The sequence below is a fragment of the Aliivibrio logei genome (genome assembly GCF_001691055.1).
GTDB lineage: Bacteria > Pseudomonadota > Gammaproteobacteria > Enterobacterales > Vibrionaceae > Aliivibrio > Aliivibrio salmonicida.
The window spans coordinates 171,760-195,562 of the sequence record NZ_MAJU01000012.1 but is presented as its reverse complement, the minus strand read 5'-3'; the positions used below and the strand labels follow the sequence as shown (position 1 = coordinate 195,562).

The window sequence follows — 23,803 nt, the reverse complement described above, 5'->3', positions numbered from 1 at the left end:
ACGCAAACGTTTCCCTTTTTACATTGTGCTGTTAGAATGGCGCGGATTTTTGAAATCCAACCTATGGCGAGGACACCACCGTGAGCGACAACAAAACTTCTCTTAGCTACAAAGATGCTGGCGTAGACATTGATGCTGGTAATGCACTTGTTGATCGAATTAAAGGCGTAGTGAAACGTACTCGTCGCCCAGAAGTTATGGGTGGCATTGGTGGTTTTGGTGCGTTATGTGAACTTCCAACGAAATATAAACAACCTGTTTTAGTTTCTGGTACTGATGGCGTAGGAACTAAACTTCGTTTAGCTTTAGACCTAAACAAGCACGATACGATCGGTATCGACTTAGTGGCTATGTGTGTAAATGACCTAATTGTTCAAGGTGGTGAACCTCTGTTCTTCCTTGATTATTATGCAACAGGCAAACTCGATATTGATGTCGCAGCTCAAGTAGTAACGGGCATTGGTGAAGGTTGTATTCAAGCTGGTTGTGCATTGATCGGTGGTGAAACGGCTGAAATGCCAGGCATGTATGAAGGCGAAGATTATGATGTTGCTGGATTCTGTGTCGGTGTTGTCGAGAAAGAAGACATCATTGATGGCACTAAAGTCGCTGCAGGTGATGCATTAATCGCTGTAGGTTCAAGTGGCCCTCACTCAAATGGTTATTCATTAATTCGTAAAATCCTTGAAGTATCAAATGCGGATCTTACAGAAGAATTAAATGGCAGAACGATTGCAGACCATTTAATTGAACCAACAAAAATCTACATTAAATCAGCACTTAAAATGATTGCAGAGCATGATATTCATGCTATCTCTCATATTACGGGTGGCGGTTTCTGGGAAAATATTCCACGAGTACTTCCTGAAGGAACTAAAGCAGTTGTTAATGGTAAGAGTTGGGAGTGGCCTGCTATCTTTAACTGGCTACAAGAAAAAGGCAACGTAGATACCTACGAAATGTACCGTACCTTTAACTGTGGTGTTGGTCTTATTGTTGCCCTTCCAAAAGAACAAGCAGAACAAGCTGTCGCATTATTGAATGCGGAAGGCGAAAACGCTTGGGTTATTGGCGAAGTAGCAGCAGCAGAGCAAGGCGAAGAACAAGTTGAGATCCGTTAATCGGGACTTACAAACTTTGAACTAGTTCATAAAGAATAAATAAAAGGTGATCAATTATTCGGTCACCTTTTTTATATCTGTAATTTGTGTTCGAATGGTTCTCATTAAACAATAACTAAAAAAGATTATGATGAAGAATATTGTTGTATTAGTTTCAGGAAACGGCAGTAACCTACAAGAGTTTATCGATGCTTGTGGTAACAAAATTCCAAATGCACGCATCTCTGCGGTTATTTCAAATAAAAGCGATGCTTATGGACTACAACGTGCAATTAATGCCGGTATTGACGTACACAGCTTAAGTGCTGCGGGCTATGAAGATCGTGAGCAGTACGATATCGCACTATCTACTCTTATCGATCTTTATCAGCCTGATTTAATTATTCTGGCCGGTTTTATGCGTATTTTAAGTGCAGATTTTGTCTTACGTTATCAAGGTAAGATGCTGAACATCCACCCCTCTCTCCTACCTAAATATACAGGATTACATACTCACCAACGTGCGATTGACGCCGGAGATGAAGAACATGGTACAAGTGTTCATTTTGTCACGCCAGAGCTCGATGGAGGTCCTGTTATTCTTCAAGCAAAAGTGCCTATTTTTGACGAAGATACAGCTGAAGATGTCGCTTTACGTGTTCAAGCTCAAGAACACGTCATTTACCCTATGGTTGCTAATTGGATTATAGAAGAGCGTTTAATAATGACAGATGGAAAAGCAGTTCTTGATGGAGATGTGCTAGGAACATTTGGATTAGAAACAGAAGAGTAAGATAATATCACTTAGTAAAAACGTCATCTTAAACCATAAGATGACGTTTATATTTTATTATGTATTTACTGGACACTCAGAAGGTGGCGGCGCCATATCAAGCACCGTATCGTGGTTTCCGGCACTTAGTTCGCCAAAATGAAACAGAGCATATTCACCCACTTTCATTTTATGCCATTCTTCATTATCAGTCAGAGGTTGAGTTGCAATCACTGACACGACATCGTTTGGTGTTGTTTCTTTATGAAAATCGATGGTCACGTCTTCATCAATCAAAGAAGCTTGTCCAAAAGGAGCTCGTCGAGTGATCCAATGCAAATTATTCGAGCAATACGTCATTACGTATTCACCATCACTCAATAGCATATTAAAAACACCAAGCGCTCTTAGTTGATCACTGCATTCTGAAATATATTCAAACATCAGCATCATATCTTGGGGTGGTTCTGGATACTTTTCTTCAAGCTGGTTTAATAACCAACAAAAAGCACGTTCACTGTCTGTTTCACCGACAGGACGAAAACGCCCAGTTGATAATTCATCGAACCCTGTAAGCTGCCCATTATGTGCAAAAGTCCAGTATCGCCCCCATAATTCACGCGTAAAAGGATGTGTATTTTCTAAATTCACCTCCCCTCGGTTAGCTTGTCGAATATGACTCACTACTGCATTACTTTTTATAGGGTAGTCTTGAACCAATTCTGCAATTTTAGAATGACAACTTGGTTTAGGGTCTTTAAATGTACGAAATCCTTTCCCTTCATAAAAAGTAATCCCCCAACCATCACGATGCGGACCAGTATTGCCGCCACGTTGAACTAAACCTTTAAAACTAAAACAAATATCCGTTGGTATATTTGCACTCATTCCGAGCAATTCACACATTCTTGCGTTACTCCTTTATTCGCAATTCAATGGATTATTTTTCCATTTCTTTTTCAATCAGTTGAATCACTATATGAATAATTTTGATGTGGATCTCTTGAATACGATCGGCGTATCCAAAATGTGGAACACGAATTTCCACATCAGCAAGACCTGCCATCTTTCCGCCATCTTTACCAGTCAGTGCAATGGTCTTCATGCCTTTTTCTTTAGCCGCTTCAATCGCCTTTAAAATATTGGCCGAGTTACCCGAAGTCGACAAACCAAATAACACATCACCTTTTGAACCAACCGCTTGAGTGTAACGAGAAAATACATGGTCATAACCAAAATCGTTACTAACACAAGATAAGTGGCTTGGATCTGAAATCGCGATACCAGGATAACCTGGGCGATTTTCACGGTAACGACCCGTTAATTCTTCCGCAAAATGCATTGCATCACAGTGAGAGCCACCGTTACCACACGACAATACTTTGCCGCCTTGTTTAAATGAATCAGCAATCGTTTTGGCAGCTAGCTCAATTTGAGCAAGGTTTTTATCATCAGCTAAAAAGTCATTCAGTACTTGAGCTGCTTCTGTTAGCTCAGAACGGATCAGATCTTGATAAGACATAGGATTCTCTCTTTATTATATTCCCTAATGGGGTTCATCTCAGTGTACCTATCCCAGTAAACCATTTAAAGCAATTCACTTCATATTTCTTCTACATACCACAAATTCCTAAAACCGTAGGAAATAAAAGTAGAGTTCACTCACTCTAATTAGCAATTTGTTTATTAATTACTCAAGCTAGATCACTTTTTAGCCATTATGTAGATTTACTTTTTATTAACATTTGATCTACACTAAATTTAACTGGTTAGACCTCTTATCAGAAAGAGCTTTAAACAAACAATAACATTACGACCGAGTATCGTAATCAATTCTGTTCCTACAAACAGAAACAGCGCCGGAAAAGGAGAATCACATGGCCCTCACACTACTAACAACATTAATTGCACTTGCTGCATTAAGTTATCATCGACAATCATTACGAACCGCTACACTAGTAACGGCAGCAATTTTGGCGGTGAGTACCGGATTAGGTTATGCCGGCGTTATCACTTGGGCTATTTTCTTAGCAATCGCGGTACCTCTAAACATCCCTTCAATTAGACAATCTCTGTTTAGTAATAAAGCCTTATCGATGTTTAAAGGTGTTATGCCTGAAATGTCAAAAACAGAAAAAGATGCCATTGAAGCGGGTACGGTTTGGTGGGAAGCAGAGCTGTTTAAAGGCAATCCTGATTGGAAATTCCTTCATAATATTCCTAAAAATACACTATCCGATGAAGAACAAGCATTCATGGATGGTCCAGTAAACGAAGTGTGCCGTATGATCAATGATTATGAAGTCACTCATGAGCTTGCTGATTTACCACCAGAAGTATGGCAATACCTGAAAGATAACAAATTCTTTGCCATGATCATTAAGAAAAAATACGGTGGTTTAGAATTCTCAGCTTATGCACAATCTTCTGTTCTGCAAAAATTGACCAGTGTTTCTGGTGTTTTATCTATTACGGTTGGGGTTCCGAATTCATTAGGTCCAGGCGAACTTCTTCAACATTACGGTACTGAAGATCAAAAAAATCATTACTTACCTCGCTTAGCCGAAGGTAAGGAAATCCCATGTTTTGCACTAACTAGCCCAGAAGCGGGCTCCGATGCAGGGTCAATTCCTGATTTTGGTATCGTGACAAAAGGCATGTGGGAAGGAAAAGAAGTACTAGGTATGCGCCTTACTTGGAATAAGCGTTACATTACCCTAGCCCCTGTCGCTACCGTTTTAGGCTTGGCGTTTAAACTACAAGATCCTGATGGTTTATTAGGCGATAAGAAAAACCTCGGTATTACTTGTGCTCTTATTCCAACAAACTTAGAAGGCGTTAAGATTGGACGCCGCCATTTCCCTATGAATGTGCCATTTCAAAATGGTCCAACACAAGGTGACGATTTATTTGTTCCACTTGATTACATCATCGGTGGCGAAAAAATGGCCGGTCACGGTTGGCGTATGTTGGTTGAGTGTCTGTCAGTGGGTCGAGGTATCACCTTGCCATCTAACGCAACGGGGGGGGCAAAAACCGCAGCGCTTGCTACGGGTGCTTATGCTCGAATTCGTCGCCAATTCAAATTACCCATTGGTAAAATGGAAGGGATCGAAGAGCCATTAGCGCGTATGGCAGGTAATGCTTATATGATGGACGCAGCAAGTGCACTAACGGTTGCCGGTATTGTACAAGGCGAAAAGCCATCGGTTATCTCTGCCATTGTAAAATATCACTGTACCCACCGTGCACAACGTATTGCCATTGATGGCATGGACATCGCAGGTGGTAAAGGGATCTGTCTAGGCAGCTCAAACTTCTTAGCCCGCAGTTATCAAGGATCGCCAATCGCTATTACTGTTGAAGGCGCAAACATACTGACCCGTTCAATGATTATCTACGGTCAAGGTGCTATTCGCTGCCACCCTTATGTTCTTGAAGAAATGGACGCGGCCTACTTAGAAGATAAGCAAGCGTCTCTTGATAAATTCGATGCTGCTGTCTTTGGTCATATTGGCTTTGGGATCAGTAATTTTGTACGCAGTTTATGGTTTGGCCTAACCGATGGTCGTGGTTCAAAAACCGCCTTTAACGATGAAACCAAACGTTATTACCAACAAGTAAATCGTTACAGTACGAACTTAGCATTACTATCTGATGTATCAATGGCTGTTCTTGGCGGCAGTTTGAAGCGCCGTGAACGCATGTCAGCACGTCTAGGTGACATTTTAAGTCAACTGTATCTAACAACGTCAGTACTTAAGCGTTTTGATGATGAAGGTCGTCAGAAGGAAGATTTACCGTTAGTACATTGGAGCGTGCAAGATTCGTTACATCAAGCAGAGCAAGCGATTGATGGGTTATTAAGTAATTTCCCAAATCAATTTATCGCCAAGGCAATGCGTTTAATCTTGCTTCCAACTGGGCTTCGCCGTCAACGCCCAAGTGATAAACTGGATCATAAATTAGCTCGAATTCTTCAAGAACCATCAGGAGTCCGTAGTCGAATTGGTCGAGGTCTGTTCTTAGAGGCGAGTCGCTTTAATCCGGTAGGTAAAATGGAAGAAGCACTGATTGATATCTTAACCGCAGAACCAATTTATGATCGTGTATGTAAAGAATCAAAACAACGCCTACCCTTCATGCAATTAGATCGTGTTGCAAAAATCGGTTTAGAGTTAAATATTATTTCAGATAAAGAAGCCCTACTACTTCGTAAAGCAGAGAAAAGTCGACTAGCGACGATTAGTGTTGAAGATTTTGACCCAAGTGAGCTTATCGTAAAGCCAGAAGTTAATCATTTTGAACACAGTAAAATTGCTTAGTTAATTCTCTTATCTAAAACATAAAAAAGGCCAGAACATATACTGTTCTGGCCTTTTTATTTTCTATATACATCTTATTTATTTAAGGCTGACGACTAACTTTAGATAAATTATTTCTTCAAGCGATAAGTAGCTAATACTCTCATTGTTTAGGCCTAACAACTCGTGATTGATTTTTGTATCATCATTCACTTTGAGTGCTTGTTTAAATGCTGCCTCTAACTTAGATTTATATTTATTCACAACATTCTCCATTTCAATGAATGGAGCAGTATATTTAACCAAAGTCGATAATTCAAACTTTATAAAAAAGCAATCGTTAACTTCTGGATAAATGTAACAAAAAGCTACAAAAAAGGCCTTGATAAATAAAAAACCGCCATAACTGCGGTTTTTTCTTATTACTCAAGTATTTTATACTTTAGGCGGTGGCGGCATTGTTAATTTTTCAGATTTAGGGGCAAATGCTTTTTTCTCTTTCAGCAATTTACATTTCTTCCACCCAAAAATACCGCCAAAAATTAACAATATAATGGCTATATTTCCAACAATAACGTAAACCCAAAAATGTTGACGAGCAGTCGCTCTTTCTTCTTCAAGTCTTTTTTCTTCTTCTATTTTACGTTGTATTGCCGCTTCTTTTACTCGTGCTTCATAAGCCGCTTTTAAATCAATCGGCTCTGTCACCCCATAATTGTGCAAGCCAAGGTAAAATTGCAATGGTCGACTCGTTGCCTTATCTGTTGCGTATACCCAACCTGTCCAACTGTTTTTTCCGGACATATAATCATTAGGCAACGAAAAATAAAGCTTTGATTCGTCTTTTTCAGATTGTGCTTCAGTTACGGTTTTGCGATCTTTTGGATTAAATTGTTCAATATGAGCCGCTAACGATCCCGCTTTAATCACTCCAGCTTCAGTATCAATGTTCATTGAATGCTTTGTACTGTCATCACGAGCTTGAGTAAACGTTGCTCGAATGGGAGCAGGATAAACCAAGACATCTTGCTCTACCGTTCTCAAGAAAACACCATTACGCGATTGAATACGAACCCAATATTTACCCGGCTTTATCTTTATTGGTAAGTTAACAGTAAAAATACCGTCAGCAGCCACTTCATCGAGATCTTCACCATTATCTTCAAACGTACCTAACACTTCCGCCAATGGGCGAGCTTCTTTAACTAGATCTTTTTCATTCGCAAGATAAGGCGTAAACGTCACGTTCAATTTGATGCGGTTTAAAAACTCTCGTAATACCAATGGTTTTCCATCTTCAAGTAAACGAGCCGTAAATTTTAAACTTTCAGATTGATATAATTTTTTTGGTAACGAATCTACGTTCAGCGTTAAATTAGATAGAATTTTTATCTTATTATCCGGTGTTACTTTACCTATCGCTTGCCATGGTCCAGGCATAGGATTCTCAATAGAGATAATATCCATACCATTTTCTTCATACCACGCCACATTATCTGGGTGTTTCCATGCGTAATATTTTGTTCCATCAGGACGCACAAGAGTAACGGCTTGAGAGGCTTTCTCTCTATGAACTAAAAATGACACTTGCTTAATCGTAGGATCAACTCTAAAGCGGTTGTCCAACCACGACATTTCGGTGCTCTTTGCCCAACTCACTATCGGTACAAAAAGTGCAATTATCAATAACCGCCACATACTAAAACTCCTAATTACGCCACAAACAGGCATCACCAACGATATCCAAGCGCTTTTCATGCGCTTCTAATTCATCGGCCGTTGCACGTAAAACCTTTAATCCTTTTCGTCCTAAATTCAATCTATTAATACTTTCTTCAGAAGAATCAGACTCATTTCCTCCTGCTGAGAAACTTAAGCTGGTTTGTCCGCCTGTCATTAACAGATAAACATCTGCCAGTATTTCGGCATCGAGTAAAGCGCCGTGAAGCGTTCGATGCGAGTTATCTATGCCGTAACGACCACATAACACATCTAGATTATTTCGCTTACCAGGGAAAATTTTCTTCGCCATGGCCAAGGTATCGGTGATCTTACAATACTGATCCGTGGTACCAATAAGTTTGTTAAGTTTACTGAATTCATAATCCATAAACCCAACATCAAAGGGGGCATTGTGGGCGACAAGCTCAGCCCCTTTAATAAACGCTAAAAATTCATCATGGATGTCTTTATATTCTGGCTTATCATACAAAAATTCATCGGTAATACCATGAACATCAATAGCTTCAAGATCAATCAGTCGATCAGGCTTAATGTATACATGAAAATGATTTCCAGTTAATTTTCGGTTGATTATTTCTACCGCACCAATTTCAATTATACGGTGACCCTCATAAATAGGGCCGCCAGATAAATTCATACCGGTGGTTTCTGTATCGAGAACAATAATTCTATTCGGGGAATTGTCGCTAGTATTCATAGGCTCATTTGTGTCAGACTATTTCTAAATTCCTCTAATGATAACAGAGATAATGAAACAGGTTGAAATTTTCACAGATGGCTCTTGCTTAGGCAATCCCGGTCCTGGTGGCTATGGTATTGTTATGCGCTATAAAGGCACAGAAAAAACATTTTCAGGTGGGTTTAACCAAACCACAAACAACCGTATGGAAATGCTTGCTGCTGTCGTCGCCTTACGTAACCTTAAAGAACCTTGCACTGTGGTGTTAACGACGGATAGCCAATACGTTCGTCAAGGTATCACTCAATGGATACATGGTTGGAAAAAACGAGGGTGGAAAAAAGCGGATAAAAAACCAGTCGTAAATGCCGACCTTTGGAAACAATTAGATGCAGAGGCAGAACGTCACACCGTCGATTGGCGCTGGGTTAAAGGCCATGCTGGTCATCGTGAGAATGAAATGTGTGACGATTTAGCACGTACCGCCGCAGAGAATCCAACTCAGGACGATACAGGTTACCCAGGCTAATCTGAGTTCACTTTTCCTTGACGAGTCTGTGCTACCGAAATAGGAGCCAATTTAGGCTTCTTTTTCCAGGCCGATTTTATCGGTTTTAATGGGTAGGTCCGCTTTCTTGCTACAATAAAATAAATACCACTTACCGGTTTTACCGACTCCCCCCCTAAATTCTCAAACCATGTCCAAATCGTTTGATAGCGAGTTAACGGCGCTAAAGCGAAACAATCGCTATATACCACTTCAAAATTTAACACCGCTAACCAATCTTTAATTCGATGAGGAGTAAACATTCGCCCACTCCAAGGTAAGTTGTTTTTACGCCAAGGGAATAAACTTGCGATACCAATGGCACTCATTGGGTTAAATCCAGTAAGGATCACGTAACCATCATGAATTAAAACACGATCAACTTCTCGCAATAATTGATGAGGGTCCGATGAGTAATCAAGTTGGTGCGCTAACACACACGCATCTATACTTTTCTCAAGAAAAGGAAGTTGAGGTAAATCAGCGCAAATATTTTTTAGGGAATTTTTGTTATCTAAGCTAACTTGGTGTTTAATGTTACAAAAGTGACTATCTAGCTCAGCACTCAAACCACCCACTTTTAGCATATGATAACCAAATAGCTTAGGGCACCATTCATCAAGGCGTGATTGGATCAACTCACGGATCCAGTTCCCATGAGGAATTGATGACCATGAATGCGGTTTTTCAATTTTTTCATCAAGCAGTGCTGGCTTAATCAATACAGTTACCTACAAAATATTAATACTTTATAAAAATTTGGAGAAAGGTGAATGCTATTAATAAAAAGCATACCTGCATTTAATGATAATTACATTTGGTTAATTCACAACAATGATAATCATTGTGTTGTGGTTGATCCAGGAGAAGCAGCCCCAGTGCTTGCCTGCATTAAAGAGCATGGTCTTATTTTAGATGCAATTTTAATTACGCACCACCACCATGATCATATTGGTGGGGTTCCTGAGCTTGTTCGTCAATTTCCAAACATCAATGTTGTAGGCCCTGAAAATGAACCTATTCCAACCCTCACTCATCCCGTTGGTGATGGTGATTTTGTTGAATTATTCAATGAAAAATTTATGGTACTAGGCGTTGAAGGACACACAAAAGGTCATATCGCTTACATTGGTGATGAAAAACTATTTTGTGGTGATACCCTTTTCTCTGCCGGTTGTGGTCGCTTATTTGAAGGCACCGCAGAACAAATGTTTCATTCACTGCAAAAATTGGCCGCGTTACCCGATGAAACAGAAGTGTATTGCGCCCATGAATACACTGCGTCCAATCTTGCTTTTGCGTTGGCGGTTGAACCTGATAACGATTATTTACAACAATATCGTGAAAAGGTTTTACGACTTCGAGCAAATGGAAAAGCAACGATCCCAACAACGATGCAACGAGAAAAGCTCATTAATCCTTTTTTAAGAACCAGTGAAACAAGTGTAAAACAAGCCGTTTCATCCAAAGTAGAAAATGATTCCGAAGTTGCAACCTTTGCCGCATTAAGGAGATGGAAAGACGAGTTTTAATGATGAAACTTGTCTGGACGATTGTTGACAAGTATTATCTGCACCCAAATAAAAAATAATCAAACACAACTTGAAGGCAATAATTAATGAAACTTAAGCTCCATTGGATTGGATTAGCGTTATTGGCAGGCTGTCAAAGTGCTCCACCATCAGAAAAAACACAGCCTGATACGACTTCTGCTATCTCTACGCCTTCAAAGCAAGATACCAAACCAGCAGAAATTAAACCAATCGAAAAACCGGAGCTTACCCCTCAAGAACAAGAAGACGTATGGCAACGTATTGCAATGCAATTAAATATGCCAATTCCAGATCATAAATCGGTCGATTATTATCGTAATTGGTACATTAAACACCCAAGTCACCTGCGTACTGTTGCCAAACGAGCTCAACCGTTTCTGTATATGATCACTGTTGAAATTGAAAAACGCGGACTTCCTATGGAGTTAGTGCTTCTTCCTATCGTTGAAAGTGCGTTTGACCCTTTTGCTTACTCCCACGGCAGTGCCGCTGGTCTATGGCAATTTGTCCCTGGAACAGCTGATCGCTTTAAATTAGAACGTAATTGGTGGTATGACGGTCGTCGTGACGTACCTGCGGCAACGAATGCAGCATTAGATTATATGGAATATTTTGACCGTCGCTTTGATGGCAATTGGCAACAAGCGATTGCATCTTACAACAGTGGTGGTGGACGAGTATCTAGAGCAATCCGAAAAAATAAAAACTTAGGTAAACCTACCGATTTCTTTTCATTAGATTTACCAGAAGAAACCAGCGGTTATGTCCCTAAATTATTAGCATTAGCTGACATCATTAAAAACCATGAAAAATACGGGGTAGAACTTCCACCTATTGCCAACAAACCTGTACTCGAAATGGTAGACCCAAATAAACAATTAGATTTGGCGATTGCGGCAGAATTTGCGGGTATTTCAATCTCTGAATTGCAAGGCTATAACCCTGGATACAATCAATGGGCAACGTCACCAGATGGCCCTTATCATCTATTATTACCGATTGATAAAGTCGATCGTTTTAATGCCAACCTGAAAAAGAATGGCAATAAAACAATGAAAGTTGTGCGCTATAAAGTTCAATCTGGCGATACGATTAGTCAATTAGCGGTGAAGCATAATACGACCTCTAACATCATTGAACAAACCAATGACTTAAATGGTACGAGCATTCGAGTTGGTCAGTATTTATTAATTCCAACCGCTTCTCAAGGCAATAAAACCTATGCATTAAGTGCACCACAGCGCTTAAAGAAAACTCAAGCCAAAGCAAAAGGAAAATACAAATCTGACCATACCGTTAAAGATGGAGAATCGTTATGGAGCATCGCTCGTGATAACAGCATCTCTTATCGTGATTTAGCAAAATGGAACGGTATGGCACCAAAAGATTCATTGCGTGTTGGGCAAAAATTAGTCATTTGGAAAAGCAATTCTGATGGTGGAATAATCCGTACGGTTCATTACCAGATCCGTCAAGGCGATAACCTTAGCTCTATTGCACAAAAATTCAGTGTCTCTGTGACAGACATCATGAAATGGAATAGCATCGAACGTGGCTCTTATATTAAGCCGGGACAAAAATTAAAACTTTACGTTGATGTTACTAAGGCAAATGTATGACCCCTTCTTCAAATCCGTTAATTTTATTAGTCGATATTTTTCGATCGCCAACAGATTGTTTCGCCGCGTTATATGAACATGGAAAATGGGCTTGGCTTCCTTTCTTGCTCTTGATTTTTTCGCCTTTTATCTTTTGGGGTACGTACTTTGACCTTGTTAATTTTGATTGGGTCGTAACAAGTTTAACTCAACAAATTGACAGCATTGGCGGGCAAGTAAAAGCAGAGTGGCTAACAAAAGAAATTCTGTTAGCAGGGGAAGTGATTAACGACGTGATGGGAAGAGTTGCTTCTGTATTGCTATTAGCTTTGTGGTTCAAATTAGCGACAAAGCAAAGCAAGTACCAACATGGTTACTTTAAATGGGTCGCTGCAAGCACAATAGTGATGTTTCCAGCACTTATTGGCGATATTGCTAGCTATATAAGTCTTTTACTAAATCACGCGAATACGATGCCTTACGCGGCTGATTTAAATAGCTTGAATGGCTTAATCAAGCTACCAATGACAGATCATTGGTCTGCTTACGCGAGTTCATTCCCGTTATTAATGCCTTGGTACATTGTTTTAGGCTATGCAGCTCTTGGCGCATGGACGGATTTAGACAGAGCAAGAGCACTTATAATCTCCGCCCTTCCATGGGTTGCTTGCTTTACATTATGGGGATTAATTACGGCCTTTTCAGGCTAAAACTAACTTCTAATGGATTATGATCAGAAGCGTTACTCTTTATTGAGTGCGCTTCTTTTACATTTAAACCTCGATAAAAAACATGATCCAAAGGTAACCCTGTCATAAATGTCATTCGCTCATCAGGCGTAAACCGAACTTCTTTTAATCTAAGGCGAGCCACTTCTTGATCTAATGTCTCTAATCTAGCACTACTCCAAGAATTAAAATCACCCGCCAGAATCAGTGGCCCAACATGATTTTTAACTTCCTTTTCTAAATCACTCATTTGACGTTGATAATCTTCGGTTCCTAATGTGAAATTGATGGCATGAACATTAACCACCATTAACGATTCACCATTAGATAACGCGTATTCAGATAATAACGCTGATTTAGGTAAACGTAACCAAGGTTCTATCGCGGTATGGGCACAGGCGCGCTCCGCTTGTACTTTTGCAAGACTTAACACTCCCGCACTGGTATCAAACACATCAAACGCTCTGACCAATTCAGCAGAATAGCTTTTATCAATAATAAACGTTTTTAATTCAGGCGTTAAACTCGCTTCTTGCAATAAAACCAAATCCGCTTTTTGAGTTAACTTTCCTAACGCAGGTTCCCAGTCTTGTTTTTGTTGTTTATAAATATTCCAAACAAGTAGGTTGATTGTACCATCACGGTCGATAGGTTTTGATTCATCGAACTCAGCACAACCCGTCTTATAATCCATAGAATCAGGCGTAAGTTCTATTAACTCTGGTTTTAAAGGGATCGTAAAAATAAACGATTTAGCCATAATCATTGCACCAATAAGCAGTGCAACGGTTGATATTAATATTGTTTTCTTTTTCATAAACAAAAAAGGAGTGAATCATCACTCCTTCCTTACGTTATACCATTCAAACAGAACAGTATTAATTAAATTGCGTCTTCGTCTTCTTCGCCCGTTCGGATACGAATAACACGGCTTACGTCAGTGACGAAAATTTTACCATCACCAATTTTTCCAGTCTGCGCCGTTTCAATGATAGCGTCAATGCATTGATCGACAACATCATCATTCACAACAATTTCTAATTTTACTTTCGGTAAGAAATCGACCATGTATTCAGCGCCACGGTATAATTCAGTATGACCTTTTTGACGTCCAAAGCCTTTTACTTCAGAGACAGTCATACCTGTGATACCTACATCAGCAAGGCTTTCTCGCACATCATCTAATTTAAACGGTTTGATGATTGCTTCGATCTTCTTCATATTAGTCCCTTAACATCAATATTAAATATCAGACCATTATCGTCGAGGGGCCATCAACATTCAACCAAGGAATCGCATTACTTATTTCCGCTCTATTTCATCGTAGAATAGTAAGCCGCTAAATTTGAGATATCAGTATCATTCAGCATTGCCGCCATTGGTTGCATAATTGCCGCATTACCGCCATTACGCTGCTTACTCTTATAAGCTTTTAATGAAGATTCGATATATTGTGCATTCTGCCCTTTCAAGTTCGGGTAGCCCGGAATCACCGCAATACCATTCGCCCCATGACATGAAGCACAAATTGCAGATTTTGCTTTCCCTGCTGCGGCATCACCCGCTGCAAATGTAGACGTTGATACCAATAAGCCGATAACTGCCAGTCCAATTACTTTTTTCATTTACACTGCTCCTTTATTTTTTTAGTCATTTTGCCAAGTAAATTCCGGATGTCTATATTGAGCCTGATTTATGCCAGATCAGCTCACACTCTTTTCCTGAAAATGCTTTACATACAAATAACCCAGTAACAGCCGCTAATTGGTCATTATAAAAAATGAGTGGTAATCGTGTTCTTTGCCAACTAGGGATCCCATACTCTTGATACAATTTTTTCATTTTACGACTATGTTGTCTTGTCTCTGGATGAGCAATTAATCCCGTACTATCAAAACGCACCGTAACTCTCTCATCGCTCAAAGGCGATCGCAGAAATAAAGGCATCAAATCAGAATCATTGGCGCCTAGTGTTTGCTTCAATTCGATATTTCCTAACCCATCAGGTAAGGTTAATATTTCTTTTAATTCCGAGTTCCACTGCGAGACATCTCCATATTGTGGAAGGCAATACAGGTAACCTTGAAAACGTCGTAATTGGATGGAATTAATTTCTAAACAAGGATTTGCATCTTGCTGTGCATTAGCCACTTCGTTCCATAGCACGCCTAATTGAGCTTGGGTCGGCAAAAGAATAGAAAACTGTTTTAACCATAACCTTAATATAACCTTGCAAGCCGCTTCAGATTCAAGTGCAAGCGATTCAATCGAAATACCTTGAATCGTATTTTGATAAGCCTTCACTTTTGGTTGAAGTAGTTCAGTCAATAACAGCTCTTGTTCTGCACATAATTGTGCACTGCGATTCACCGCTGAAGCAAAACTAGGCCAACGTTGACGCAACAATGGGGTTACCTTGTGGCGTAAAAAGTTTCGGTCAAAGCGAGTATCTTTATTGCTTTCATCTTCTACCCATTTCAATTGATTCACGTTTGCATACGCTTCAATATCACACCGAGAAGTAGACAATAATGGTCGACATTTTCGTCCCGTAACAAAAGGGGCGATTACGGGCATTGACGATAAACCAGCAGGACCACTTCCTCTTTTCAATGCTAAGAAAAAGGTTTCTACTTGATCATCTTGGTGCTGCCCTGTTAATAACAAAGAATGGTTATTAATGTGTTTTGCAAGCACATCGTAACGCGCTTCTCGCGCAACTTCTTCTAAGCTCTGTTGTGGACCAATATCTAAATTAACTCGTTCAATAAACAACGAGATACCAAGGCTATCGCAATAAGATTGACAAAAAACTTCCCACTCAACAGCGTGTTCACTTAATCCATGATTTACATAAACAGCAACACAAGGTAATTGATGTAACTTAGAGTAATAAGCCGCTAGATGAAGTAATACAACAGAATCAACACCGCCGCTGAATGCAACCACGAGTTCTGATTTAGGCGAAATATAAAGAGATAATGTCTGAGAGAAATGAGAAGAAAGCATATAAAATTAAAACCTAAAAATGAAAAAAAACGAGCACTAAGGCTCGTTTTCACTTTACTCTATATTATTAAAATTCGCGAATCTAGTTCTGAATTTTACTCATAATTATTAGCAGTAACCGTAATTCATTAAACGCTGGTAACGACGTTCAAGCAACGCTTCTTCATCAAAACCTTCAAGCTCGTTCAATTGTTCAATTAAACGTTGCTTAATATTCTCAGCCGTTGCTTTATGATTACGATGCGCACCACCTAATGGTTCATCAATGATCGTATCAATCAACTCTAGCTCTTTTAAACGAGGAGCAACAAGTCCCATTGCTTCAGCCGCTTGAGGTGCTTTATCTGAATCACGCCATAAAATTGAAGCACAACCTTCAGGAGAAATCACTGAATACGTAGAGTATTGAAGCATGTTGACATAATCACCTACACCGATAGCAAGAGCACCACCAGAACCGCCTTCACCAACGACATTACAAATCACAGGAACACTTAGCTCTGACATGATTTTAAGGTTCGTAGCAATGGCTTCAGATTGACCACGTTCTTCAGCACCAACACCTGGATAAGCACCAGCAGTATCAATAAAAGTAATGATCGGCATTTTAAAACGCTCAGCCATTTGCATTAAACGTTTTGCTTTACGGTAACCTTCAGGTTTTGGCATACCAAAATTGCGACGTACTTTTTCTTTCGTACCACGTCCTTTTTGATGACCAATTATCATCACAGGACGACCATCTAAACGAGCCATACCACCCACTAATGCTTTATCATCAGCAAAAGCACGATCACCGGCTAATTCATCAAACTCAGTAAACATAAGTTCAATGTAATCTAATACATATGGACGTTCTGGGTGACGAGCAAGTTGAGCAACTTCCCACGCACCTAAATCACTAAATGTTTTCTTTTTAAGATCTAAACATTTATCTTCTAATTGCTTAATTTCTTTATCTAGATCAAGTGCATTATCACCACCACGACGAGAAATATCACGCAGCGCTTCAATTTTAGCTTCTAGTTCTGCAATTGGTTTTTCAAATTCAAGAAAATTTAGGCTCATTAAAGAATCCTTGTTAGTTCAAGGCCGCTCAAATTAGCAGCCTTACTTATTCTAGTTAAATTCAAGCTCGACTTGCTGTTCGCCAAGCAACGACTTCAAATCATCTATTAGTTGGTCTGTTGGCGTAACTCGCCACTCCGTCCCTAGGACCAACTTAACACGAGCGTCGGCTCGCTGATAATATACGTTTACCGGGACAGTCCCTGCCCGATTAGGCTCTAGTATTTGACTAAAGCGTTCAAAAAATTGGTTGTTAATTTGCGCATCGGTAACAGAAACGGACAATCCACGAGCGTATTTTTCTCGTGCATCTCCCAATGACATCACTTCACGGGCAGACATTTTAAGCCCCCCATTGAAATCATCAAAGCTGACCTGTCCAGAAACAAGCACTATTTTGTCAGTTTCTAGCAAATCAGCGTATCGATCAAGGGCATCAGAGAACAACATCACTTCCATTCGGCCAGATCGGTCATCTAATGTCATTAAACCAATACGGCTGCCTCGTTTAGTGGTCATTACTCTAGCAGCAATAACTAAACCTGCAACCGTTACAGTTTGATCGCGTCTCGTAACGTGAGCATCATTCAAACGCCACGTCGTATATCGAGACAATTCTTTAATGTACGCATTAACGGGATGCCCCGTTAGATAAAGACCTAAGGTTTCCCGCTCCCCTTCAAGCCATACTTTCTCTGGCCATCGCGGAACATGCGTATAAGCTTGTTCGACTTCTTCTGGTGCTTGAGTTAATACCCCAAACATGTCTGATTGCCCAAACGATTCTGCTTGATGGTGTTGACCTGCCGCCTTCATTGCATCTTCTAACGATGCCATTAATGCGGCTCTATGAGGACCAAGGCGATCCAAAGCACCAGAACGAATTAATTTTTCTACAATACGTTTATTGGTTTTTTTCGTGTCAATTCGAGAACAAAAATCGAATAAATCACGGAAATAACCACCTTTATTTCGTGCTTCAATAATATTTTCAATGGGGCCTTCACCAACCCCTTTAATCGCACCAATACCGTAAACAATGGCGCCATCTTCATCAACATTAAAACGATAAAGGCCCGCATTCACATCTGGCGGTAATACTTTCAGTTTCATACGGAAACATTCATCAACAAGACCAATGATTTTGTCCGTATTATCCATATCGGCCGTCATTACCGCCGCCATGAATTCGGCTGGATAGTGCGTTTTTAACCATAATGTTTGATAAGAAACCAGAGCATAGGCCGCTGAGTGCGATTTGTTAAAACCATAACCAGCAAACTTTTCTACCAAGTCGAAGATTTTCATCGACAACTCGCCATCTACGCCATTCGCAATCGCGCCGTCTTTAAACGTACCACGCTGTTTTGCCATTTCTTCGGGTTTTTTCTTACCCATTGCACGACGAAGCATATCGGCGCCACCTAGCGTATAACCCGCTAAGATCTGTGCAATTTGCATTACTTGTTCTTGATATAAAATAATGCCGTACGTTGGTTCTAGCGTTTCTTTTAATGACTCATGCTGCCAATTTACATCAGGATAAGACACCTCTTCACGACCATGTTTACGGTCAATAAAGTTATCTACCATCCCTGATTGCAAAGGACCAGGACGGAAAAGCGCCACCAAGGCGATGATATCTTCAAAGCTATCGGGCTGTAATCGCTTGATCAGATCTTTCATTCCACGAGATTCTAACTGGAATACCGCGGTCGTTTCTGAATTTTGTAACAACTTAAAGGACGCTTGATCGTCAAGAGGGATCGATTCGATTCGAACCGCTTCTTTTCCTTCTTTTTCTCGTCGAGGGTTAATTAAACCCAACGCCCAATCAATGATCGTTAAGGTTCGTAGGCCTAAGAAGTCGAATTTAACTAAACCTGCGGTTTCAACATCATTCTTATCAAACTGTGTAACAGGGAAATTGCCATCCGCATCACAATACAACGGTGAGAAATCCGTAATCGTCGTTGGTGAAATAACAACACCACCCGCATGCTTACCAGCATTTCGTGTACAACCTTCTAAGATTCTACACATATCGATAAGAGCACGAACTTCTTCATCTGCATTATACAGTTCAGGCAGTTGTGGTTCTGCTTCAAAAGCTTTCGCTAACGTCATACCTGGATCTGTCGGTATTAACTTTGAAAGACGATCAACAAAACCATAAGGATGACCAAGTACTCGACCAACATCTCGAATTACCGCTTTAGCCGCCATCGTACCAAAGGTAATAATTTGGGATACCGCATCACGACCATATATTTCAGCAACGTGCTCAATAACCTTATCACGCTTATCCATACAGAAATCGATATCGAAATCGGGCATCGAGACACGCTCAGGGTTCAAGAATCGTTCGAATAACAGGTCATATTCAAGTGGATCGAGATCGGTAATATCTAACGCATAAGCAACAAGTGAACCAGCACCTGACCCTCGCCCAGGTCCAACTGGAATTAAGTTATCTTTTGACCACTGGATAAACTCCATTACGATCAAGAAATAACCTGGGAATCCCATTTGGTTAATTACATCGAGTTCTATTTGCAGACGTTCATCGTATTCTGGTCGACGCTCTAAACGTACTTTTTCATCTGGGAACAAGAAGGCTAAACGTCTTTCTAACCCTTCTTGAGATTTCTTAACGAGGAAATCTTCAATTTTCATTCCTTCCGTTGGGAAGTTAGGCAGAAAGTATTCACCTAAACGAACGGTAACATTACAACGCTTGGCTATCTCAACACTGTTTTCTAACGCTTCTGGGATGTCAGCAAAAAGCTCACACATCTCCTCTTTCGTTCTCAAATACTGTTGTGAACTGTAGTTTTTAGGTCGACGAGGATCTTCTAAAGTAAAGCCATCATGAATCGCTACACGGATCTCATGAGCATCAAAATCATCGGCTTTGATAAAACAAACATCATTTGTTGCTACAACTGGCAACCCTTCTTTTTCAGCAAGATCAACAGCAAAATGAAGATAGCTGTCTTCGTCAACACGCCCTGTCCGGATCAATTCTAAATAATAATGATCAGGAAAATACGTTTTGTAAAAATCGACACATTCATTAACTAATTCTTGATTACCTTTTAATAAGGCTTTACCTACATCCCCATTTTTCGCACCAGAAAGGATAATTAATCCTTCTTTATGTTCGATTAACCACTCTTTATCCATAACAGGGGTATGTTGAACATGGCCACGCAAATAAGCTTTTGATATCAATAAAGTCAGGTTTTTATAACCTTCATTATTTTTTGCCAAAACGGTCAGATTAAACAGTTCATTACCAAACTCTGTTGATTGAACTTTAAAGTCAGCACCAATAATCGGTTTAATACCTGCACCATGTGCTGCAAAATAGTATTTAACCAAACCACACAAGTTGGTAAAGTCAGTCAACCCCATCGCTGGCATATTTAACTCAGCCATCTTTTTAACTAATGGTGGAACCTTTGAAAGCCCATCAATTAAGGAGAAATCACTGTGTACCCTAAGGTGTACGAATTTGGTTTCAGACATTACTCGATCCCTAAAACACGTTTTACAGGTTTAAAACTACGACGATGCTCTGAAATAACACCGTGCTCTTCAATCGCAGCAAAATGCGCCTTGGTTGGATAGCCTTTGTGTTTAGCAAAGCCATATTGAGGGAACTCTTTATCCAATACTTCCATTTCTCTGTCACGAGTAACCTTAGCAAGAATTGAAGCCGCGCTGATCTCTTGAACGCGTAAATCACCTTTTACAACCGCTAAACCAGCCATTGGCAATTCAGGCACTTTATTCCCATCAATTAGAGCGAAATCAGGAGTAACCTTCAACCCAGCAATAGCTCTTTGCATCGCAACCATTGTGGCTTGTAAAATATTCAACTCATCGATCTCATGTGCTTCACATCGCCCTAAAGACCAAGCTAACGCTTTTTCTTGAATTTCAGGAAATAACAAATCACGTTTTTTTTCTGTCAACTTTTTTGAATCCGTTAATCCTTCAATTGGATTATTAGGATCTAAAATAACAGCAGCAGTCACAACCGCACCCACTAACGGGCCGCGTCCAACTTCATCAACGCCCGCAAATAACTGATAGCCTTGTGGGTACTCAAATGGAGGTAATTCTTTAGAATCTATTTTCTTTGTCATTAGATTATTCTGCTGTTTCTTTATTAATTAGACGTAAGACGGCATTAGCAGCTTGTTTATCTGCATCTTTTTTAATCCACTGGTGCATCTCTGTAAATGTATCGATCAATTCGCTGTTATCTTGGCTTAATACTTTTTCCATCGCAGGGTATAGAAAATCAGGATGACACTCTTCTTGAATAAACTCTTGAACCAATTCCTTTCCTGCTAACACATTAGGCAATGAAACAAATTCGGTGATAGAGAGTTTTTGCGCAATCCATCCGGTTAATTTATTCACTTGGTAACCAACAACCATTGGTCTTTTAATTAGCATACATTCAAGTGCTACTGTACCAGAAGCCAATAAAACAGAATCTGCGGCAGTCATTACATTACGAGCGGTATCTTGAATGATAATAAATTCAAGTTCAGGAGCCGTTTCTTTCCAAATTACTTCAAATTGCTCACGACGTTTTTCATTCACGGCCGCCACAACAAACCCCATATTAGGGTGTTTTTGATGTATTCTCTGACACGTCTCTATAAACGGTTTTGCGATTAATGCCACTTCACCACCACGGCTCCCAGGTAATACCGCTAACCATTGGCGATCTAATTCTAGACCCAACAATTTACGAGCCGCTATTTTATCACTCTGCATTGGGATCGCATCTGCCAATGTATGACCAATAAATTCACAAGCCACATTGTATTTATCATAAAATGCTTTTTCAAACGGTAAAAAGGCGAGAACTAAATCGGTTGCGGCATCGATTTTAAAAATACGCTTTGGACGCCAAGCCCAAACAGAAGGACTCACATAATGAACGGTTTTGATACCCGAATCTTTCAACGTTTTCTCTAAACGTAAGTTAAAATCAGGCGCATCAATACCAATAAAAACATCCGGTGGATTTTGAGAAAAATAACGGACAAGTTCAGCTTTAACTTTTAATAAACGAGGTAAACGTCCAAGAACCTCAACCAAGCCCATTACCGCCAGCTCTTCCATATCAAATAATGACTCACAACCTTGAGCCATCATTTTAGGTCCGCCGATCCCTACAAACTCAGCATTAGGATATTGTGCTTTAACCGACTTAATAAAGCCTTCACCTAGCGTGTCACCAGAGAGTTCTCCTGCAACGATACCGATTCGTAATGGTTTGGTCATATTTACTCCAAAATAAAAAAGGCCTACACGAAATAGGCCTTTATAATATGCTTATATAATTATCTAAACGCCATAATTAACGAATAATACCGCGCGTAGATTTTTCAAACAAATCTAAGAAACCTTGAAGAACTGGGAATGCTTCAATTTCTGTCTTTATCTCTTCTTTTGCTTCTTCTAACGTATTACCGTTACGGTAAAGCGCTTTATAAGCACGGCGAATAGCATGAATTTCAGGCTTTTCAAAACCACGGCGCTTTAGCCCTTCGATATTAATACCAAAAGGTTTACAGTGATTTCCTTGTGCCATAACAAAAGGAGGAACGTCTTGAACAACAACCGATGCACCGCCAATAAAGCTATGAGCTCCAACCGTACAGAACTGATGCACTGGAGATAATGCAGAAACAATCGCATAATCTTCAATAGTGACATGGCCAGCTAACGTTGCATTGTTACCCATGATGATGTTACTGCCAACAATACAATCGTGCGCGATATGTACATTCACACAAAGTAAATTGTCATTACCTACGGTTGTTACACCGCGATCTTGAACCGTACCGCGATGGATCTGAACACTTTCACGGATAAAGTTACGATCACCAACAACGACTTTTGTTGCTTCACCGCCATATTTTTTATCTTGGCTTTCTTCACCAATAATCGCGAATGAAAAAATACGGTTATCTTTGCCGATTATCGTGTCACCTTTGATGACAACATGCGACATTACTTCTGTACCTTCTCCAATAGTTACATTACCTGAAATATAACTAAATGGGCCAACAGATACATTAGCTTCAATAGTCACGTCACCTTCAATAACTGCGGATGGGTGAATTTGAGCCGTTTCATGAATCATAATTAAAACTCTCGTCTCGCACATTTAAGTTCAGCAGAACATACGACAGCGCCATCAACTTTTGCGACACCATTAAATAGAGCAATACCACGACGATCTTTAATGAATTCAACTTCAAGAACAAGCTGATCACCTGGCACTACTGGCTTACGGAATTTTGCTTTATCAATACTAGCAAAATAATACAATTCATTTTCAGCAGGAGCACCAAACGATTTAAACGCTAACAAACCCGTTGCTTGAGCCATAGCTTCAAGAATAAGAACACCGGGAAATATAGGCATTTGAGGGAAGTGACCCGTAAACTGAGGCTCATTAACTGACACGTTTTTAATCGCATGCAAGTACTTTTCTTCTTCAAAGTCGATTACGCGGTCAATTAATAAAAATGGGTAACGGTGAGGCAATAGTGCCTGAATCTCTGTAATCGTTAGTGTTTTATTTTCACGAGTCAAAATAGTATTCCTGTAAAACAATATCATATCTGAGTAATAGTGTAGCTCAAATAGAGTAATAATAGATAGACA

The 23,803-nt window shown here is 39.9% G+C and carries 23 protein-coding genes; 7 read left to right on the top strand and 16 right to left on the bottom strand.

The annotated features are described in order from the left end of the window. The first annotated feature begins 80 nt into the window (after positions 1 to 80). On the top strand, positions 81 to 1,121 hold the full coding sequence (gene purM / locus A6E04_RS12925) for a phosphoribosylformylglycinamidine cyclo-ligase (protein ID WP_065611596.1): 1,041 nt from the start codon (positions 81 to 83) through the stop codon (positions 1,119 to 1,121). 130 nt (positions 1,122 to 1,251) lie between these two features. After that, positions 1,252 to 1,893: a phosphoribosylglycinamide formyltransferase gene (purN, locus tag A6E04_RS12920; RefSeq protein WP_175365434.1), complete on the top strand. Its 642-nt coding sequence runs from the start codon at positions 1,252 to 1,254 to the stop codon at positions 1,891 to 1,893. Positions 1,894 to 1,950: 57 nt separating this feature from the next. Here the strand turns inward: purN and A6E04_RS12915 are convergent, their stop codons facing one another. Continuing rightward, positions 1,951 to 2,778 carry a class II glutamine amidotransferase gene (locus A6E04_RS12915; protein WP_012550885.1) on the bottom strand — a complete coding sequence of 276 codons (828 nt, stop codon included), beginning with the start codon at positions 2,776 to 2,778 and terminating at the stop codon, positions 1,951 to 1,953. Positions 2,779 to 2,812: 34 nt separating this feature from the next. Further along, complete coding sequence (gene lpcA / locus A6E04_RS12910) at positions 2,813 to 3,394, bottom strand: D-sedoheptulose 7-phosphate isomerase (protein WP_012550886.1); 582 nt, start codon at positions 3,392 to 3,394, stop codon at positions 2,813 to 2,815. A gap of 355 nt (positions 3,395 to 3,749) precedes the next feature. On the opposite strand from lpcA, the gene fadE reads away from it, so the two are divergent. After that, positions 3,750 to 6,197 carry an acyl-CoA dehydrogenase FadE gene (gene fadE / locus A6E04_RS12905; protein ID WP_017021211.1) on the top strand — a complete coding sequence of 816 codons (2,448 nt, stop codon included), beginning with the start codon at positions 3,750 to 3,752 and terminating at the stop codon, positions 6,195 to 6,197. A 78-nt stretch (positions 6,198 to 6,275) separates the two neighbouring features. Here fadE and A6E04_RS21330 read toward each other — a convergent pair whose 3' ends face one another. From A6E04_RS21330 to dnaQ, 3 genes are all read right to left on the bottom strand, one after another. After that, positions 6,276 to 6,440 carry a hypothetical protein gene (locus A6E04_RS21330; RefSeq protein WP_017021212.1) on the bottom strand — a complete coding sequence of 55 codons (165 nt, stop codon included), beginning with the start codon at positions 6,438 to 6,440 and terminating at the stop codon, positions 6,276 to 6,278. 171 nt (positions 6,441 to 6,611) lie between these two features. After that, the gene (locus A6E04_RS12895) at positions 6,612 to 7,874 is read right to left on the bottom strand and encodes a TIGR03503 family protein (protein ID WP_017021213.1); all 1,263 of its coding nucleotides are present in this window, start codon (positions 7,872 to 7,874) and stop codon (positions 6,612 to 6,614) included. Positions 7,875 to 7,884: 10 nt separating this feature from the next. Further along, positions 7,885 to 8,616 carry a DNA polymerase III subunit epsilon gene (gene dnaQ, locus A6E04_RS12890; protein WP_017021214.1) on the bottom strand — a complete coding sequence of 244 codons (732 nt, stop codon included), beginning with the start codon at positions 8,614 to 8,616 and terminating at the stop codon, positions 7,885 to 7,887. A 37-nt stretch (positions 8,617 to 8,653) separates the two neighbouring features. Here dnaQ and rnhA point away from each other — a divergent pair, with 37 nt between their 5' ends. Next, positions 8,654 to 9,127, top strand: a complete 474-nt coding sequence (rnhA, locus tag A6E04_RS12885; protein ID WP_017021215.1) for a ribonuclease HI — start codon at positions 8,654 to 8,656, stop codon at positions 9,125 to 9,127. On the opposite strand, the gene A6E04_RS12880 is transcribed toward rnhA, so the two are convergent. After that, a complete protein-coding gene (locus tag A6E04_RS12880) occupies positions 9,124 to 9,864 on the bottom strand; it encodes a methyltransferase domain-containing protein (RefSeq protein WP_175365433.1) in 741 nt (246 codons plus the stop codon). The two genes, rnhA and A6E04_RS12880, sit on opposite strands and share 4 nt — an antisense overlap. A gap of 54 nt (positions 9,865 to 9,918) precedes the next feature. Between A6E04_RS12880 and gloB the strand changes: the two genes are divergently transcribed. The 3 genes from gloB to A6E04_RS12865 all read left to right on the top strand — a co-directional run bounded on the left by gloB (position 9,919) and on the right by A6E04_RS12865 (position 13,006). Continuing rightward, positions 9,919 to 10,677, top strand: coding sequence for a hydroxyacylglutathione hydrolase (gene gloB, locus A6E04_RS12875; protein WP_065611593.1), 759 nt, complete (start codon positions 9,919 to 9,921; stop codon positions 10,675 to 10,677). Between the two features lie 86 nt (positions 10,678 to 10,763). Then, entirely contained in the window at positions 10,764 to 12,317 is a 1,554-nt protein-coding gene (locus A6E04_RS12870; protein ID WP_017021218.1) for a lytic transglycosylase, read from the top strand. Next, a complete protein-coding gene (locus tag A6E04_RS12865; RefSeq protein ID WP_065611592.1) occupies positions 12,314 to 13,006 on the top strand; it encodes a YIP1 family protein in 693 nt (230 codons plus the stop codon). Before A6E04_RS12870 ends, A6E04_RS12865 begins: the two co-directional genes overlap by 4 nt. Here the strand turns inward: A6E04_RS12865 and A6E04_RS12860 are convergent. The 10 genes from A6E04_RS12860 to fabZ form a co-directional block, all read right to left on the bottom strand. Then, positions 12,987 to 13,841: an endonuclease/exonuclease/phosphatase family protein gene (locus tag A6E04_RS12860; protein WP_065611591.1), complete on the bottom strand. Its 855-nt coding sequence runs from the start codon at positions 13,839 to 13,841 to the stop codon at positions 12,987 to 12,989. The two genes, A6E04_RS12865 and A6E04_RS12860, sit on opposite strands and share 20 nt — an antisense overlap. A 65-nt stretch (positions 13,842 to 13,906) precedes the next feature. Then, positions 13,907 to 14,245 (bottom strand): nitrogen regulatory protein P-II, encoded by a 339-nt coding sequence (gene glnB, locus A6E04_RS12855; protein WP_012550896.1) that lies wholly within the window; start codon positions 14,243 to 14,245, stop codon positions 13,907 to 13,909. Between the two features lie 92 nt (positions 14,246 to 14,337). Beyond that, the gene (locus A6E04_RS12850) at positions 14,338 to 14,649 is read right to left on the bottom strand and encodes a c-type cytochrome (RefSeq protein WP_012550897.1); all 312 of its coding nucleotides are present in this window, start codon (positions 14,647 to 14,649) and stop codon (positions 14,338 to 14,340) included. Between the two features lie 52 nt (positions 14,650 to 14,701). Then, complete coding sequence (tilS, locus tag A6E04_RS12845; RefSeq protein ID WP_065611590.1) at positions 14,702 to 16,033, bottom strand: tRNA lysidine(34) synthetase TilS; 1,332 nt, start codon at positions 16,031 to 16,033, stop codon at positions 14,702 to 14,704. Between the two features lie 108 nt (positions 16,034 to 16,141). Beyond that, entirely contained in the window at positions 16,142 to 17,101 is a 960-nt protein-coding gene (accA, locus tag A6E04_RS12840; protein ID WP_012550899.1) for an acetyl-CoA carboxylase carboxyl transferase subunit alpha, read from the bottom strand. 51 nt (positions 17,102 to 17,152) lie between these two features. Continuing rightward, on the bottom strand, positions 17,153 to 20,632 hold the full coding sequence (gene dnaE / locus A6E04_RS12835; protein WP_065611589.1) for a DNA polymerase III subunit alpha: 3,480 nt from the start codon (positions 20,630 to 20,632) through the stop codon (positions 17,153 to 17,155). Then, positions 20,632 to 21,255, bottom strand: coding sequence for a ribonuclease HII (rnhB, locus tag A6E04_RS12830; protein ID WP_012550901.1), 624 nt, complete (start codon positions 21,253 to 21,255; stop codon positions 20,632 to 20,634). The genes dnaE and rnhB overlap by 1 nt, the downstream gene beginning before the upstream one ends. A 4-nt stretch (positions 21,256 to 21,259) precedes the next feature. Then, positions 21,260 to 22,411, bottom strand: coding sequence for a lipid-A-disaccharide synthase (lpxB, locus tag A6E04_RS12825; RefSeq protein ID WP_065611588.1), 1,152 nt, complete (start codon positions 22,409 to 22,411; stop codon positions 21,260 to 21,262). Positions 22,412 to 22,487: 76 nt separating this feature from the next. After that, positions 22,488 to 23,276: an acyl-ACP--UDP-N-acetylglucosamine O-acyltransferase gene (lpxA, locus tag A6E04_RS12820; protein WP_012550903.1), complete on the bottom strand. Its 789-nt coding sequence runs from the start codon at positions 23,274 to 23,276 to the stop codon at positions 22,488 to 22,490. Between the two features lie 2 nt (positions 23,277 to 23,278). Continuing rightward, complete coding sequence (fabZ, locus tag A6E04_RS12815) at positions 23,279 to 23,731, bottom strand: 3-hydroxyacyl-ACP dehydratase FabZ (protein WP_026025362.1); 453 nt, start codon at positions 23,729 to 23,731, stop codon at positions 23,279 to 23,281. Between the last annotated feature and the right edge of the window lie 72 nt (positions 23,732 to 23,803).